This is a genomic window from Luteolibacter sp. SL250, assembly GCF_026625605.1.
Classification (GTDB): domain Bacteria; phylum Verrucomicrobiota; class Verrucomicrobiia; order Verrucomicrobiales; family Akkermansiaceae; genus Luteolibacter.
On record NZ_CP113054.1, the window covers coordinates 3,979,368 to 3,994,986 of the forward strand.

The following is a 15,619-nucleotide window of genomic DNA, read 5'->3' on the forward strand; positions in this document are numbered from 1 at the left end:
CGCCCGCGAACGCGGGCACCCGCACCACTTCCCATGAAAAAGCGCTGGATCATCCTTCTCCTTCTTTTGGCGGGCATCGCCGCCGCCGCCGTGTGGAAAAAATCCTCACCGGCCAAAGGGACGGCCGCCGCCGGAAAGCCGGCCGCGCCCCGTGCCGCCGCCGTGGTCGTGGGCAAGGTCCGCCGCGGGGATGTCCCCATCTGGTTCACCGGCATCGGCAACGTCCAGGCCTCCAACACCGTCACCGTCAGGCCCCGCGTCGGCGGCGCGCTGGAGAAGATCCACTTCACCGAAGGCGCCCTCGTCAAGGAGGGCGACGTCATCGCCGAGATCGACCCCCGGCCGTATGCCGCCGCGCTCGCCCAGGCGGAGGCGAAGAAAGTCCAGGACGAGGCCACGCTGGCCAACGCACGGCTGGAGGAAACCCGCTTCGCCGGACTCCTGGCGAACGACGCCGTCAGCAAGCAGCAGGCGGACCAGGCCGCCGCCGCCGTCTCCCAGCTCGAGGCGCTGGTGAAGGCGGACGACGCCGCCATCGACGCCGCGAAGCTCGACCTCGAATTCACCAAGGTCCGCGCCCCCATCACCGGGACCACGGGCATCCGCCTGGTGGACGCGGGCAACCTCGTCACCGCCAACCAGACGACCGGCCTCGTGGTCATCACCGCCGTCCAGCCCATCAACGTCATCTTCACCCTGCCCCAGAAAAACCTCTCCGCCCTCTCCGCCGCCACCCGAGGCGGCACCCCGAAACCCAGGGTCGAGGCCGTCGGCGATGACGGGAAGACGCTGGGAGAAGGCTCCCTCGAGCTCATCGACAACCAGATCGACACCACCACCGGCACGCTCAAGCTCAAGGCGGGCTTTCCCAATGCGGATCTCGCGCTGTGGCCCGGACAGTTCGTGACCGCGCGCATCCTGGTCGAAACCCGCCGGGACGTGCTCCTCGTCCCCACGGAGGCCATCCAGCCCGGCATCGACGGACGGTTCTGCTACGTGGTCAAGGAGGATGGCACCGTCGAGCCGCGCGTGGTGAAGGCCGGCATCTCCCACGGACAGGACACCGTGATCGAGGAAGGCCTCATCGCGGGGGACACCATCGTCACCACCGGCCAGTCGAAGCTGAGTCCGGGGATGAAAGTGGCACCCAAGGAAGCCAAAGCGCCATGAGCATCTCCACCCCGTTCATCCGCCGGCCCATCGCCACCGCGCTGCTCACCGTGGCGCTGGTCCTCGTCGGCCTGGTGGCGTTCCCCAACCTCTCCGTGGCGCCCCTGCCGCAGGTGGAGTTCCCCACCATCCAGGTTTCCGCCAGCATGCCGGGGGCCAGTCCGGAAACGATGGCCTCCTCCGTGGCCACGCCGCTGGAAAACCAGTTCTCCAAGATCCCGGGTATCACCCAGATGACCTCCAACAGCGGCCTCGGCAGCGTGTCCGTCACCATCCAGTTCGACCTGGACGTGGACATCGACGCCGCCGCGCAGGAGGTGCAGTCCGCCATCAGCGCGGCCAGCGGCCAGCTTCCCACGGACCTGCCAAGCCCGCCCAGCTACCGCAAGGTGAACCCGGCGGACTCCCCCATCCTCATCCTCAACCTCACCTCCGACGTCCTCCCCCTCACCGAGGTCAGCGACTACGGGAACAACGTCATCGCCCAGCAGCTTTCGCAGATCCAGGGCGTGGCACAGGTGGACGTGATGGGTGAACGCAAGCCCGCCGTCCGCGTCCAGGTGGACCCCGGCAAGCTCGCCTCCCTCGGCCTCACTCTGGAGGATGTGCGCGGGGTCATCGCCTCCTCCACGGTCAACTCGCCCAAAGGGAGCCTCAACGGCCCGCGCCAGAGCTACTCCATCTACGCGAACGACCAGCTCCTCAAGGCGGAACCCTACAACGATCTGATCCTCGCCTACCGCAACGGCGCGCCGGTCCGCGTCCGGGATGTGGGCCGCGCGGTCGATGGACCGGAAGATTCCCGCTCCGCGGCGCTGGTGGACAACCGCCGCGGCGTCGGCCTCATCGTCCGCAAGCAGGCGGACGCCAACGTGCTGGAAACCATCCAGCGCATCCAGGACATCCTCCCCTCCCTCCAGGCCGCCATCCCGCCCGCGATGAAGGTCGAGATCAGCTCGGACCGCAGCGGCTCCATCCGCTCGTCGGTGGAGGAGGTGGAACTCCACCTGGTCCTGACCATGGCGCTCGTCACCCTGGTCGTGTTCCTTTTCCTGCGTGACGTCCGCGCCACCCTCATTTCCAGCGCCGTCGTCCCCATTTCCATCATCACGACCTTCGCGGTGATGTATGTCCTGGATTTCAGCCTGAACAACCTCTCGCTGATGGCCCTCACCATCTCCGTCGGCTTCGTGATCGATGACGCCATCGTGATGCTGGAGAACATCTACCGCCACATCGAGGACGGCATGAAGCCCATGGACGCGGCGTTGAAAGGCGCGGGCGAGATCGGCTTCACCATCATCTCCATCACCCTCTCCCTCATCGCCGTCTTCATCCCCGTGCTGCTCATGGGGGGCATCGTCGGGCGTCTGTTCCGGGAGTTCGCCATCACGGTGACCGTCGCGGTGCTGGTCTCCGGCTTCGTGTCCCTGACCTTCGTCCCCATGATGTGCGCGAAGTTCCTCCGCCACCACCAGGTGCCGGACGCGAAGACACTGCGGGGCAAGTTCGAGCGGCTGCTCGAACGGTTCTTCCAGGCCATGGAGCGGACCTATGAGAGGATGCTGCGCTTCGTCCTCCGCCACGGCCGCCTGACCCTCCTCTCGCTGCTCCTGACCATCGCGGTGACCGGCTGGGTGTTCGTCAAGATGCCCAAGGGATTCTTCCCGCAGCAGGACATCGGCCTCATGCTGGTGACGGTCGAGGCGCCGCCCGACATCTCCTACGACGCGATGTATGGCATCGCCCAGGACGTGGGCGGCATCCTCATGGCCGACCCGGGGATCTCCGGATTCCAGAACCGCATCGGCGGCGGCCGCGGCGGCGCGAACAACAGCAGCCGCTACTTCGTCACCCTGAAGCCACGCGGGGAGCGTGAGAACATCATGGAGGTGATCGACCGCCTGCGGGCGAAGACCTCCCGCATCCCCGGTGTCACCGTGTTCTATCAGGCCCGGCAGGACCTGAACGTCGGCGGCCTGCTCTCGAAAACCCAGTACCAATACACCCTGCGCAGCGCCAACATGGACGAACTCAACGCGTGGGCGCCCCGCATCCTCGAGAAGTTGAAAAAAGTCCCGGAACTCCGCGACGTCGCCTCCGACCAGGAAGCGGCCGCCCCCGCGCTCGACATCGAGATCGACCGCGAGGCGGCATCCCGCTTCGGCATCGAGACACGCGACATCAACAACACGCTCTACAATGCCTTCGGAGAACGGCAGATCACCCAGTTCTACACCCAGGTCAGCCAGTACAAGGTCATCATCGAGGTGCCGCCGGAGCTGCAGGAAGACCCCTCCACCTTCGACAGGATCTTCGTCAAGTCCCCGGTCACCAACGGCCAGGTCCCCCTCTCATCCCTGATCAAGTTCAACACGGACTCCGCGAAGCCGCTCACCGTGAACCACCTCGGCCAGTACCCGGCGGTCACCATTTCCTTCAACCTCGCTCCCGGCAAGGCCCTGGGGGATGCCGTCACCGCCGTGGAGCGGGCCACCGCGGAAATGGGGGTCCCCCCCAGCCTCACCGGCACCTTCCAGGGGGCGGCGCAGGCATTCCAGTCCTCCCTGCGCACCCAGCCCTACCTCATCCTGGCGGCCATCATCGCCATCTACATCATCCTCGGCATGCTCTATGAGAGCTTCATCCACCCGCTGACCATCCTCTCCACCCTGCCATCCGCGGGTCTGGGCGCCCTCCTCACCCTGTGGGCCTTCGGCCACGACGTCGGCGTCATCGCCATCATCGGCATCCTCCTGCTCATCGGCATCGTCAAAAAGAACGCCATCATGATGATCGACTTCGCCATCGAGGCGGAACGGGACCGCGGCATGCCCCCGGACGAGGCCATCTTCGAAGCCTGCATCAAACGCTTCCGCCCCATCATGATGACCACCATCGCCGCGATGATCGGCGGCATCCCGCTGGCCCTCGGCCACGGTGACGGCTCGGAGCTGCGCCAACCGCTGGGCTACGCCATCGTCGGCGGCCTCATCCTCAGCCAGGCGCTCACCCTCTTCACCACCCCCGTCGTCTATCTGTTCTTCGACCGCCTGGTGCAGCGGAAGAAAGCCGGGCGGGAGCAACGCAAGGCGCTCCCCGCTCCGGAGGCGGAACCCGCCTGATCACTTCGCGTGCTCGATGTAGACCGTCTCCCGGTGATGATGGCCGCAGCAGTTGCTTGGGTCCGCCGGGATCCTGCAGAGGCTGCAGTCCGGCCGCATCGTCAGCGGGTCCAGCGGGCAGTTCGTCCGGCAGGACGACGAGAACATGGCCAGCGCGGCCAGCGGGATCAGCAGGAGGGATTTCATGGCTCGGGTGATGGACGGGTGCTGCCGGAGAGGGCGCCGATCCGTCCGTCGGCACCATCCAGCGCATGGATCATGCCAGTTCTGCCGTCGGTCCGCAATTTCAAATATTCAGGCGGATCTGACAATCAACCATCACCGGTTGCGGCCAGGTTGATGCCCGCCCCATCACTCCTTCCCCTTCCGGATGTCCTTCATCGGATGGACGGTGATCTCCTCGATCTCCGCCTCCCCGCCGAACGCCAACGCCGGTCCGTCATCCGTGTGGAGGGAGCCGGTGGCATGGGCCGCCTCCCCGCCGTTCCAGAATGCCTCGATGATCCCGCGGTCGATGAGGATCCTCGCGTCCAGCGTGCCGCTGGGATGCACGGCGGTGCTTTTCCCGTTGAGGGAGATCTCCTTCGCCGCGGCATCATACTGGAAGTGGACCCCGCGGACCTTCACCCCCACGGAGGCCGCGGGAGACTGGCGGAAGCGCACCACCACATCCAGGGAGGCGTCCTTCGGCACGCCCGCCAGCTTTTCGTTCGCCTGCGCGGTGGTGAGGTTCTTTTCCGCGAGCAGCGGGGTCCCGCGCAGCGCGGCGATCTCCGCCACCGGCTCATAGCAGAGCGTGTCCCGGCCATCGATGGCCCTGAGCTTCATCTCCAGCGGGACGGTCGCGCACTGGTTGAACGGCTCATCCGGGAAGCGGGTGCCACGCGCCCAGCCCATCATGACCGTGCGGCCCTGCGGCTCGTTCATGAAGACCAGCGCCCCATAAAAAGCCGGACCCAGGTGCGCGGGGCGGATCTCCGTGACCGGGGTGAAGGTCTTTCCGTCGAACCGCCCGAGCTGGTAGCAGGATTCGTAACGCACCGGCTTTTCCGCTCCCGGTGGCGTGCCACGGTAGCAACCGTAGAGCAGCATCAGCTCCTCGCCGGTGGTGGGTGACTTCACCGGGAAAAACTCCGGGCACTCATACCACCCGGGGATCACGCTGGTGGTCTCCCATTTCGTCAGGTCCTTCGACCGCAGGAAACGGTAGGTGTCCCCTCCCTCGCCCACGTAGAGCACCATCACATAGTGCTGGCTTGCTTCATGCCAGACCACCTTCGGGTCGCGGTCACCGTCGCCGAGCGGCGGGACGACCGGATTTCCCGGATGCCGCTGCCACGTCCGGCCGCCGTCACGGGTAGTCGCCAGGTGCTGGGAGTTCGGGTCCGTCGCAGTGAAGAACATCGCCGGAGCGGGCAGTTTCACCCCATCGTTCACGCCGGGGATGGGCTGGTGCTGCATGACGGTGGTGCCGGAGTAGGCCTTCCCTGTCGCCTCCGGGAAAAGCACCACCGGCCATTCCTCCCAGCGCAGCAGGTCCCTGCTCACGGAGTGCCCCCAGTGCATGTCAAAGCCCGCGCCATACGCCGTGGCCACCGGGTTGTATTGGTAGAACAAATGATAGAGGCCGTCCTGATAATAGATGCCGTTGATGTCGTTCATCCAGCCGATGCGAGGGCTGAAGTGGAACCGCGGACGGTGCGGCCCATCGTAGGCCGCCGGGTCGATGATTTCCCGGTCGCCGAACGCCAGCCGGTCCAGCACGCCGCTGTCGGCGGAGGCGTAGCGCAGCTCCACCTCCCGCCCCTTGAACGCGCGCACATCGAGCGAATACCAGAAGTCCGGCTGCCGCCCCGCCGCCGGCATCACCACGTGCAGGTAGCGCACCACCCGGCCTCCGGCGGAAAGCTCCAGCCGCTGGAAATCCGGCCGCTCCCGGTCCGGATTCCGCATCACCGGGAGCTGCAGGAAGTCCCCGTCCACCTTCACCCTGCGGGTGATGCCGCCCGGCATTTCCACGCCATGGATCGCCGGGGAGGCATCCCCCTTGTCATCCGTGAGGACGATCTGGTCCACGTTGATGTGTCCCCAGGTTCCCTCCCGGTCGTCAATGATCTCGATGACGGCCCGCCGTCCCGCGAACTCCTCCACGTCCCACCACGCGGCGGAGAGTTTCTCGCTCCCTCCGCTGCGGATGTTCCGCCCCGTGGCGCTGCGGACCGTCTTTCCGTCCACCCGCAGGTGCATGACCGTCTGCTCCTTCCACCCGCCACCGCCGATGAGGAAGCGGACGTATTTCCGGCTGACCTGGAACTCCGGCGATACCAGCCGCCCCTTCGCCCTGTCCCCACCGGCAAAGGAATTCGCCAGCCCCCCACCCACATAGCCCTCCACCTTCATCTGGCCGGGCAGCGTGCCACGCGCGGGTGCGCCCCCGAACGCCTTTCCCTCCACCACCCACGGCGCGTAGCTGTCCCCCTCGAAGTCCGCCAAAGAAATGTCATCCGCCGCATGGAGCACGGTGGAGGCGAGCAGAAGGAAGGAAAACGGGAGTGAGGGAGATTTCATGGGCAATTCAGAAGAGTTGAATTCAGGAAGTTCGTTTTGGCAATGGGCCAGGCCCCGCCCGGCGGGCTTGACGGCTGCGCTGGCCCCCATTGTTGTCGCTGCCGTGAAAAGCCCCATCCCTTTTGTCCGCCGGTTTCTTTTCCTTTCGGTGCTTGCCGCCGCGGCACCGGCCCTCGCGGAGGAGACGGACTTCACCATCGGCCCGGACTACACGGACGCCCCGGAGACCAAGGTCCGGCCCGGCGTCCCCACCGGGGAGGTCCACCAGTTCGTGATGGAATCGAAGGACAGCGCCATCTACCCCGGCATCGCGAAGAAGCAGCCCGGCGTGGTGCCCTACCAGCGGAAAGTCGCCGTCTATGTCCCGGCGGGCCACCGCCCCACCAAGGAGATGCCCTTCATCATCGTCCAGGATGGCATGGGCTACAAGGACCTGATGACGCGCGTCCTCGACAACATGATCGCGGAAAAGCGGCTGCCCGCCATGGTCGCCGTCTTCATCAGCTCCGGCGGCGGCGATTCAAAGGGCAGCCAGCGCGGGCTGGAGTACGACACCGTCAGCGGCACCTACACCCGCTTCATCGAGCAGGAGGTCCTGCCGAAGATCAGCAAGGACCACAAAATCCGCTTCACCACCAACCCGGAAGGCCGCGCGACCATGGGCGGCAGTTCCGGCGGGGCCGCCGCCTTCACCATGGCGTGGTTCCACCCGGAACTCTACCGCCGCGTCCTCACCTACTCCGGCACCTACGTGGACCAGCAGTTCCCGGAGAACCCGGAGTCCCCCAACGGCGCGTGGGAGTATCATGAAAAGCTCATCCCCGCCGCCGAACGGAAACCCCTCCGGGTCTGGCTGGAAGTCAGCGAAAAGGACAACGGCTGGGACAAGGAGGAAAAGACCCACCACAACTGGGTGCTGGCCAACCAGCGCATGGCCGCCGCCCTGAAGGCGAAGGGCTATGCCTGCCGCTACGTCTTCGCCGCAAATGCGGGCCATGTGGACCGCAAGGTGACCCGCCAGACCCTGCCCGCCGCCCTGGAATGGCTCTGGCAGGGCTATCCCGGCACCCGCTGACCTCCCCGGGAGGCGGTTCCGACCACCGCGGCCGGCGGATTTTTTCCCGGTACTTTCCCGTTCCGGCCACAATCCACCGACTTTTGCGGGTCATCGGTGGACTTGTGCTGATGACCCTCCAAGGAGGATTCCACCGTGTACGTGGGGGATTGGCCGGAAATTCCGCCGCCATCCCTCCCTGGGACGCCGGGTCCGGGTCCGTCCGCCCCCGATGCACGGAGGTGCCGCTGCCCGGCAACCATGCTGGCTGCGGGAAACTGATGCCATGCACACCCGCCGTACATCCGGCGGAACCGTCGGCCTCCACCCTTATAGGGTCATAAACGGATTCAACCAACCGTGGTTTGATTCGCTCTAACAGTTATGGGATTCATGCAATCTCACGTCTCTCCGGTTTTATCCGGAAGCATGTGAACAAACACCCGGGAAGCATATTTCGGCATATCTGGCGACCACCACCCCAACGGGTCGCCGGAGATCCCGGCCGGCATGTGCGACCCACACCCATACACATACATGAAAACGATAGCAGCAGGCTGCGCCCTTTTCGCAGTCCCCACGCTGGCGTTCAGCCAGTCCATCATCAACTCCACGGCGTTCTTCAACCCCGACTATGAGGCGCGGCGCCCCGGCGTCGGCGGCATCGTCGCCGTGCAGGTGAACAATAACCTGTACCGTCCCGCCCCGGCCGGACAAACCAGCGGGAACGTGACCTGGAACCACGGCGCGGGAGGCTTCGCCGAGGCGGGCGTCGCAGTCGTCGGCGGTGTCGAGCTGGCCGCGTATACCGAAACGACGGGAGACACCCTGGTGTTCGGCAGGGAACTGGTGGCCAACGGAGTGCTGGCGCTGCTGCAGCCCGCCATCGACGCCGTGGTGGGGGCCAACGTCCTGTCCACCTGGTCATCCCAGGCCACGGTGACGGGTCTCTCCATCGCCCCGGGCCAGGTCTATGAGGCACGTTTCAATGTCACCTCCGGAACCAACCTTCCCGTCGATCTGCTGGATTCCCTGACCTTCGGGATCACCAATCCGGAAGTGGACGGGGCGACGGCAGGCGGTTCCCAGCTCCTGGACGTGCTGGGTCTGCTGACCCTGGGAACGGCGTCCTCGACCGGGGACTACGCCTTCCAGTTCACCTCCAGCGCCGCGCTCAGCTCGCTGACCTTCAGCTTCGACGCATCCTCCGCGGTCAGCCTCGGGCTGCTCGGCGGCGCGGAAGGCAACCAGAACGTGCTGACCTTCTCCGGCTTCGAGGTGGTCCCCGTCCCGGAACCCAGCTCGCTCGCCCTCGGCGGCATGGCCGGGGTCGCCCTGCTCATCCGCAGGAAGCGCCGCAGCTAGGCCCTGCTCCGGACAACCCGGTTCCGCCCGCCCCTCCATCCGGGAACCATCCGGCGGGCGGACCAGACATCACCCCATCCGCATATCCCGCGGATGGGACAGGCACCCTTCGCCTTCATCCAAAAGCATAACTCAGAAAGTCATGCATCCACTTGTCAGGCGCTCCATGGAAAAGCCATCTCCCGGATCGCCCGCCCATCACTGGATGTGGAACCCAACGCCATCCCTGCCATGAAAACCACCCACCCATCCGGCATTCCCAGCGCCCGCCCTTTCCGGCTCTGGGTCACCTGCCTGGCCGCCGGCATCACCGCCGCCCCGGCCGCCCTCACGGGCCAGGAGCTGTCCAGAGACCTCCGCCCCGCCGATGTCCGCCCCCTGGCCTCCGATGACCTCAGGGGCCGGGACGCCCGCCGCTTCGCGGAGATCTCCGTCCCCGGCACCTACGAGGTCCCGGCCATGAAGGCCGCCCCGCATTTCAGGCGGGAGGACGGGATCTACGCGTCCCAGAACCTGGCCACCCTCGGCATCAGCGAGGCGGCTCCGGTCCGCGTCGAGGACGTCGTGGATTTCTCCACACTCCGGGAGCCGTCGCCGTTCAGGAAAGCCGCGGTCTCCGCCGGTATCTCCGGCACGGAGGCATCCGCCAGCAACCTGCCCATGGGGCTGGCCCTCCTGGCCGCCACCTACGGCGCACCGGCAGGCACCCGTGGAACCACCGGCTGCGCTCCGGTGGAGCTCTCCGTCCGCCAGCGCGTGAAACTCGACCCGGCGAACGTCCTCACCATCGTCCGGGAAGAGATCACCGCCCACGGCGACTGCGCCTGTGAGGTGGTGAAAGCCGCGCTCACCGCCACCGGTGCGGACGCCGCGCTCACCGCCAGCATCGTCGAGGTGGCCGCGACCGCCGCCCCGGAGTCCATGCGCATCACCGCCCAGTGCGCCATCGCCACCGTGCCGGAGGCCCTCGCGGAAGTGCAGGCCGTGCTGGCCAGGCTGGACCCCGGCAGCGGGGAAAGCGGGCATTCCTCGAAATCCTCCGGAGCGAAGGCCGCCAAGGAACTTGCCCCGCCGCCCGCCAAAAAGGACGAGGGAGATCTCCTCAACCCCGGCATCCTCTGGATCGCCCCGCATCTGCCCTTCCATCCTCCGACCTTTGATCCGCCACCCGTCACCCCGGTGAATCCCTGAGTCCGGACGGAGGAACATTTCCGCCCCTCACCACTCTTCCGGTGTGGGGACGGCCCGGGGCGCGGTCGGGGGGCTGCGCCCCGGTGATGGTCCGCTGCGCTTATTCAGGCGGATCCCACCCTTTTTTTTGATTTGTCTTCGGGAGGATTTCCCGATGGTATCCCGGACAGATGAAACCCTCCCGTCTCCCCGCATGGCTCCGTCGTGCCCTGATGGTGGCCGCATGCGCCACCACCGGCACCACTCCGGCACTGGCAGCCACCTGGTATTGGGATGCGGATCCGCTCACCGCCGACCCCCAGCAGGCCAGCGGCACCTGGACCAACGGCGGCAACACCTGGTGGATCGGCGGGGCCAACGTGCCGTGGGACAATGCGGCGGACCCGGCGAACATCGCCCACTTCGGCACCAGCACGGGCGTGGGTCCCGCGGAGGACTCACGGACGGTCACCATCGACGGCAACGTCAACGCCGCCGGAGTTTCCTTCAACACCAGCACCTCCGGCTTCGGTTACATCCTGACGGGTGGTTCCCTGTCGCTGGGCAGCGGAGGTTTCATCGAAGCCGCCGGCGGCCCGGCCACCGATCTGAACCGCCGCCACCAGCTCGACACCGTCATCACCGGGAACAACATCACCCTCAGACGCCTCGTGGTGCAGGACATCACCGGCCTCGCCATGCTGCAACTGCGTGGCGCGAACACCTGGACGGGAAATCTCACACTCACCTCCGCGGAGGGGGCCGGACTCTTCGTCGAGGCCTACAGCGGGGCCGCGCTGAACAACCTGACCACTGTCACCGTGGGGTCGAACGCGGGCATGGTCCTCGCCACCGCGGATGCGTTCACCACGAATTTCTCCCTCAACGGCACGGGTTCATCAAGCAGGGGCGCCCTCCGCTTCGACGTCAATGGAGGCAGTGTTTCCGGCAACATCACGCTCGCTGGCAGCACCAGCATCGGCACGCTCAACAACACCGTCACCGCGACCATCTCCGGGAACATCCTCCAGCCCACCTCGACCGCGCGCGCACTGACCATCAACGGCGGCAGCGGCAACACCGGCACCCTCATCCTCACCGGGGCGAACAACTATACGGGCCGTACCACCATCGCCAACGGCATCGCGAGCGTTTCCTCCATCAACAGCGTGGCCGGCGGCACCGCCACCAGCAACCTGGGCGCGCCCACCACCGCGGCCAACGGCATCATCTACCTGGGCGGCAGCACGAACACCGGACAACTGCTCTACACCGGCGCCGGGGAAACGACCGACCGCGGCCTCAACCTCGCCGGGACCACCGGCGGCGGCACCATCAACAACAGCGGCAGCGGCCTGCTGAAGTTCACCGGCAACGTCACCGCCACCGGCGCGGGCATCAAAACCCTCAACCTCCAGGGCGCGGGTGACGGGGAGATCTCCGGCGTCATTTCCGACAACTCCGCCGCCAACACGACCGGCGTCACCAAGGCCAGCTCCGGCACGTGGACGCTGTCCGGCGCGAACACCTACAGCGGCAGGACCACTATCGCCAACGGCACCCTCAGCGTTTCCTCCATCAACAGCGTGGCGGGCGGCACCGCCAGCAGCAGCCTGGGCGCCCCCATCACGGTGGACAACGGCACCATCTACCTGGGCAGCAGCGGCAGCACCGGACAACTGCTCTACACCGGCACCGGGGAAACGACCGACCGGGTGATCAACCTCTCCGGAACCACCGGCGGCGGCATCATCACCCAGAACGGCACCGGCTTGCTGAAGTTCAGCAGCAACCTCACCACCACCGGCAACGGCAGCAAGTCCCTCACCCTCCAGGGCAGCGGCGAGGGCGAATTCGCAGGCATCATTTCCAACAGCACCAGCGCCACCAGCCTCATCAAGTCCGGCACCGGCACCTGGACGCTGTCCGGAGCGAACACCTACACCGGCAGCACCACGGTGAACGACGGCATCCTGCGGCTCGCGGGAGTGGGGGTCATCAACTCCGGAACCCTCACCATGAACGGCGGCCAGTTCGACCTGAACGGCACCAGCCAGACCATCACGAACCTGACCGGCACCGGCGGGGCCGTCACCAACGGCGCGGCCGCCACCAGCTCCACCCTCAATGTCACGGCCGCCTCCGGAAACTACGGCGGCACCCTGGCGGATGGAGCGGGTTCCCTCAGCTTCACGAAGGGCGGCAGCGGCACCCTCACCCTCAGCGGGGCCAACAGCCACAGCGGGCTCACCACCGTGTCCGCGGGCGTCCTCGTCGTCGGCCACAACACCGCGCTCGGCACCACGGCGGGCGGTACCACGGTATCCGACGGCGCGCGCGTCACCCTCGCCGACGGCGTGGTGGTCACCGGTGAGGCCATCACCATCACCGGCCAGGGCGGGGCGAACGGCGCGCTGCAGGCGTCAGCCAACAGCACCGGCACCTGGAACGGCTCCGTCACCACCACCGGCCCGGAGGCACGCATCGGCGCGCAGATCGGCGGCCACCTTATCATCAACGGCAACATCGACGCCTCCGCCCGCAGTGTCATCATCCGCACCAACGGCGACGCATCCACCTCAGGCGCGGACTTTGACAACACCGCCGTCACCTTCGGCGGGACCTACACCGGCAGTGACATCTTCTTCTACCAGGGCGTGCTGAAGCTCGGCGCGTCCGACCGCATCTCGGACACCACGCTCATCACCATGGGCACGTCCTCCACCAACATCCGCCAGAGATTCGACCTGAACGGCTTCAACGATACCATCGCCGGACTGGCCGTCAGCGGGTCCGCGGCGGGCAGCACCCATGAAGTGACCAACAGCTCCGCCACCCTCAGCACGCTGACGCTGGACTCCGGCACCAACCGGAGCTTCTCCGGCATCGTCACCGGGAACCTGGCCGTCCGGAAAATGGGGTCGAACACGGTGACCTTCTCCGGCGCCAACACCTACACCGGCACCACCTCCGTCGATGCCGGTTCCTTCAACGTCTCCGGCCAGGTCACCGGTGGCGGCTCCGTGGTCGTCGCCACCAGCGCCACCTTCAACCTCACCTCCACCGGCACCTTCGTCTTCAAGATCGGGGACAACGGCGTCAACAACACCATCAGCGGCGCGGGCACCACCAACCTCAACGGCATCGTCCACTTCGACCTCACCACCGCCGCGCTCGCCGAAGGAAATTCGTGGGACGTGGTGGATACCTCCGGCTCCACCTCATGGACCGGCGTCCGCATCACCAGCACCTCCGGTGACTTCCAGGACAACGGCGGGATCTGGACACTGGACACCGGCGGCAGCCTCTGGAGCTTCGACCAGGGCACCGGCGTCCTCTCCTACGTCCCGGAGCCCGGCTCCGCCATGCTGATCCTCACCGGACTGGCGGGCTACGCCCTGCGCCGCCGCCGCGTGGCCTGACAACCCCGCCTGCGCCTGCCCAGCGCCACCACCGCACCCGCGGCGGCCAGGATGCCGGCGGCGCCCGCACCGGATACCCCGGTGCTGAGCCCGCCGCCATGCTGCGCGCCCATCAGGTTCGGCCCGCCGAAGTTGTTCGACGTCGCGGAGTGGCCGTAGCGGACGAAGAAATTGCGGCCGCTGGTATCATTGCTCGCGGTGTAGTCCAGGTTCAGGGCCGTCAGGTCCAACGGATTCAGCGGCCTGCCGGGGCGAACGCGCCGGGCACCACCCAGGCCGCCTCCGGCCGTTCCCGCCCCTGTTGGTGGGGCAGGTATTCATTCCCCGGAGCGCCATCTTTCCCCGCGCCATCACCGGGGCCGAACGCGGTGAGCGGTGAATCCGCACGGGGCCGGAAATCCTGTCCACGAGGGTTGATGAACCCGGGATCCCCGCCGAAGCGCACCCCCACCAGCCCGCGGTCCCCCACCGCGTCCACGCCCGGACTGAGATGGCAGCGCTCCGGCAGCCAGCAGTGGGCCACCGACAGCTTCCCCGGAGCGCCCAGAAGCTGCAGCCGCGCGCGGCGTCCGCCCACATGACCCACATTGCGGAAACATTCCACCGACTCCCCCGCGGAGGACAGCCGGAACAGCGTGGTGAGCCCCTCCCGCCGCGAGATGATGGTGTTGTGGTGGAAGCGGAGCGTACCACCCCGATACCACTCCTCGTTGCCACTATCCCCACCGTAGTGGACGATCTGGTTGTTGCCGTCACCTTCCGGCTCGATGAGGACGTTGCCGTGGACTTCCGTCACACGGTAGCGGGGATCCTGGCGGATGCTTTCATGGTCGGATCCGTCCACCAGGTCGAGCTGCCTGCTCCCCCCTTCCAGCCAGTTGCAGCGCACGATCAGACCGGCGGAGCGGTCCTTCAGGTTGTTGCCGCGGCACCCGGCCCGCAGCGGACCGAACCGGTTGTACTGGAAGATGATGCCATGGGACGCGGTGTAAGAGTTGTGCTCCGAGATGCTGTTCTCGATGCCGTTCCCATGGATGTGGCAGCCCTCCACAAGGATCTCCCTCGACCGATGTGAGGTCATCAAGCCGTTGCCGCAGTCCTCCATTACGCAGCCACGGATGGTGATGTACCCGCCATTCTCCACATAGATGGCGGCCGCCATGCGCGGATACGGCCGGACTCCCCCACGGCCGGTGAAGGTATGGGGCGGGCGCGCCCCGCGGATGTGCAGGTTCTCGATGATGACGTGCGCGGGCACGATGTCCGCGGGTTTGTTCGCACCGCCGACCTTGATGACCGCACGCTCCTCCCCCCAGAAATCCAGCTCCGCACGGGTCACCGCGCCGTTGCCCTCGATCACCGGCAGCGCCCCCTGCTGGTCCGGCACGCCCTGCACGCGGATGGGCCGGTCCGCCTCACCACGGACACACAGCACCCACTTCGCCCGGTAAGGTTCCTTCCGCGCGTGGATGCGGACGACATCCCCCGCCTGCAGCGCCTCCCACGGAACCTCCCCCGGCTCGCCCAGCGCCATGCCCGGCCCCACTTCATAGGTCGCGGCACGCAGGCCGCCGCCCGTCATGCCGGCGCATGCTGAAATCAGGAGGATCATCAGGAAGTGGAGGCTGCCCGTCATACTGAGGAAGTTCCGTTTCATCACATCGACAGTGTCGGACATTCTCCGGGTGGAGGGCAAGGCTCCCGTCTCCACGCCACGGGGGAGGATTTCATCTATCACATTCATG

The 15,619-nt window shown here is 66.7% G+C and carries 10 protein-coding genes; 6 read left to right on the plus strand and 4 right to left on the minus strand.

Annotation, left to right across the window (positions count from 1 at the left end; genetic code table 11):
* The first annotated feature begins 33 nt into the window (after positions 1–33).
* Both OVA24_RS17340 and OVA24_RS17345 read left to right on the plus strand, forming a co-directional pair.
* Positions 34–1,170, plus strand: coding sequence for an efflux RND transporter periplasmic adaptor subunit (locus OVA24_RS17340; RefSeq protein ID WP_267671376.1), 1,137 nt, complete (start codon positions 34–36; stop codon positions 1,168–1,170).
* Positions 1,167–4,295 carry a multidrug efflux RND transporter permease subunit gene (locus OVA24_RS17345; protein WP_267671377.1) on the plus strand — a complete coding sequence of 1,043 codons (3,129 nt, stop codon included), beginning with the start codon at positions 1,167–1,169 and terminating at the stop codon, positions 4,293–4,295. Before OVA24_RS17340 ends, OVA24_RS17345 begins: the two co-directional genes overlap by 4 nt.
* Here the strand turns inward: OVA24_RS17345 and OVA24_RS17350 are convergent, their stop codons facing one another.
* A complete protein-coding gene (locus tag OVA24_RS17350) occupies positions 4,296–4,481 on the minus strand; it encodes a hypothetical protein (protein WP_267671378.1) in 186 nt (61 codons plus the stop codon).
* A gap of 165 nt (positions 4,482–4,646) precedes the next feature.
* Entirely contained in the window at positions 4,647–6,863 is a 2,217-nt protein-coding gene (locus OVA24_RS17355; protein ID WP_267671379.1) for a glycoside hydrolase family 32 protein, read from the minus strand.
* 103 nt (positions 6,864–6,966) lie between these two features.
* On the opposite strand from OVA24_RS17355, the gene OVA24_RS17360 reads away from it, so the two are divergent.
* The 4 genes from OVA24_RS17360 to OVA24_RS17375 all read left to right on the plus strand — a co-directional run bounded on the left by OVA24_RS17360 (position 6,967) and on the right by OVA24_RS17375 (position 13,874).
* Complete coding sequence (locus OVA24_RS17360; RefSeq protein ID WP_267671381.1) at positions 6,967–7,938, plus strand: alpha/beta hydrolase; 972 nt, start codon at positions 6,967–6,969, stop codon at positions 7,936–7,938.
* A 516-nt stretch (positions 7,939–8,454) separates the two neighbouring features.
* Positions 8,455–9,282 carry a PEP-CTERM sorting domain-containing protein gene (locus OVA24_RS17365; RefSeq protein WP_267671382.1) on the plus strand — a complete coding sequence of 276 codons (828 nt, stop codon included), beginning with the start codon at positions 8,455–8,457 and terminating at the stop codon, positions 9,280–9,282.
* A 231-nt stretch (positions 9,283–9,513) separates the two neighbouring features.
* Positions 9,514–10,473, plus strand: a complete 960-nt coding sequence (locus OVA24_RS17370; protein WP_267671383.1) for a hypothetical protein — start codon at positions 9,514–9,516, stop codon at positions 10,471–10,473.
* Between the two features lie 170 nt (positions 10,474–10,643).
* Entirely contained in the window at positions 10,644–13,874 is a 3,231-nt protein-coding gene (locus OVA24_RS17375) for a beta strand repeat-containing protein (RefSeq protein ID WP_267671384.1), read from the plus strand.
* On the opposite strand, the gene OVA24_RS17380 is transcribed toward OVA24_RS17375, so the two are convergent.
* Positions 13,844–14,104 carry a hypothetical protein gene (locus tag OVA24_RS17380; protein ID WP_267671385.1) on the minus strand — a complete coding sequence of 87 codons (261 nt, stop codon included), beginning with the start codon at positions 14,102–14,104 and terminating at the stop codon, positions 13,844–13,846. The two genes, OVA24_RS17375 and OVA24_RS17380, sit on opposite strands and share 31 nt — an antisense overlap.
* Positions 14,105–14,109: 5 nt before the next feature.
* A complete protein-coding gene (locus OVA24_RS17385) occupies positions 14,110–15,618 on the minus strand; it encodes a right-handed parallel beta-helix repeat-containing protein (protein WP_267671386.1) in 1,509 nt (502 codons plus the stop codon).
* Position 15,619: the final 1 nt, after the last annotated feature.

Coding starts and splice junctions, on each gene's coding strand:
- OVA24_RS17355 (WP_267671379.1), bottom strand. CDS start 6,863: ATGAAATCTCCCTCACTCCCGTTTTCCTTCCTTCTGCTCGCCTCCACC.
- OVA24_RS17345 (WP_267671377.1), top strand. CDS start 1,167: ATGAGCATCTCCACCCCGTTCATCCGCCGGCCCATCGCCACCGCGCTG.
- OVA24_RS17365 (WP_267671382.1), top strand. CDS start 8,455: ATGAAAACGATAGCAGCAGGCTGCGCCCTTTTCGCAGTCCCCACGCTG.
- OVA24_RS17350 (WP_267671378.1), bottom strand. CDS start 4,481: ATGAAATCCCTCCTGCTGATCCCGCTGGCCGCGCTGGCCATGTTCTCG.
- OVA24_RS17375 (WP_267671384.1), top strand. CDS start 10,644: ATGAAACCCTCCCGTCTCCCCGCATGGCTCCGTCGTGCCCTGATGGTG.
- OVA24_RS17370 (WP_267671383.1), top strand. CDS start 9,514: ATGAAAACCACCCACCCATCCGGCATTCCCAGCGCCCGCCCTTTCCGG.
- OVA24_RS17385 (WP_267671386.1), bottom strand. CDS start 15,618: ATGAATGTGATAGATGAAATCCTCCCCCGTGGCGTGGAGACGGGAGCC.
- OVA24_RS17340 (WP_267671376.1), top strand. CDS start 34: ATGAAAAAGCGCTGGATCATCCTTCTCCTTCTTTTGGCGGGCATCGCC.